The organism is Adonisia turfae CCMR0081 (assembly GCF_011009555.1).
Classification (GTDB): Bacteria; Cyanobacteriota; Cyanobacteriia; order Phormidesmidales; family Phormidesmidaceae; genus Leptothoe; species Leptothoe turfae.
This window is the reverse complement of sequence record NZ_QXHD01000001.1, coordinates 124,339-125,377: the sequence shown is the minus strand read 5'-3', so window position 1 is coordinate 125,377 and position 1,039 is coordinate 124,339. Positions and strand designations below refer to the sequence as shown.

Annotated in this window: 1 protein-coding gene; it reads right to left on the bottom strand. The window is 47.0% G+C overall.

The features are described from left to right. Positions 1 to 58: 58 nt before the first annotated feature. A partial coding sequence (locus DXZ20_RS00670) for a transposase (RefSeq protein WP_163695666.1) occupies positions 59 to 1,039 on the bottom strand: 981 nt, incomplete at its 5' end.

Here is a 1,039-nt window from a genome sequence, read left to right as displayed (position 1 = left end):
GGCTCTTGGCGACTTTTGGTGATCGCGCTACCCTAGCCTGAACCATCGCCCCAGAAGACTATCTGTTTGTTAAAATTAGTCGCTTAGCCAATAGGTCTAGCTCTGCCCGTCCAAACATTTGTCGTTTCAGCATTTTTAATCGATTATTTTGGCCTTCAACGGGGCCATTGCTAACCTCTAATGTAACGCCAGCTTTGACCGCATCATAATCTTCGTCCAATCCTTTGGCAAAGCTCTGAAATGCTTTCACTGTAGTATTCTTAGCTTTTTCTAACCAGTTATCTAACTGTGCAGGAAGTCGCTGTCGGACAAGGCTGATAAAGTCCTGAGTGAGCCTTATGAGCTCCAATAGTTCAGATCGTTGACTAAGGCGTTCCAAGAGCGTTTTTTGTTTATCTGTCAACGTGTCCGGTTTCTGGAGAACTAACCAAGCCGCTCGCCGAGCACTTAACGGTTTCTGGGACTTGATGGTGACCTTTGGGGCCGGACCTCGACCAGGCAAGTCCTTTAATAAGTCAGGGTTGGGGCTTAGCTGAGCTTGAGCTGACCGTAGCGTATGGGTATAGCGTGCAAGAGTTTCGTAGGTCCCTGAATAGCCCTTTTCTTGAATTGCCTTAAAGAGCTGTTTGGTGTGCTGACGTCCTTGGTTCCATTGATCGATGAGATATGACTTGTAGGGGTCTAAAATACTCCTGCGTTTTCGGCTGGATGGCTGCCATTCCGGAAACGTCTCATGCGATAGATAGGTATACACCGTACGCTCACCCATCCCTAGATGATAGGCAATATCTTTGACCTTGTATCCTTGCTTCCGTAAGCTGTGGACCTGCTCATAGTTTTCGAGGCGTTCAGCTCGCTTTTGGGCCGTTTTCTGTTGTTGGGCTGTTTGGGGAGTTGAATCCTGTGATGTCGAAACTTCAGACACCGTAGCTCCTTCGGATTGAAGCTGTTCTTGTTCAATCTGTTTGAGGATTTTTGAGTGACTCTTCAGAGCCTTTTCTAGAGTCTCTTCAAGATTGTGTAACAGATGAAAGCGATC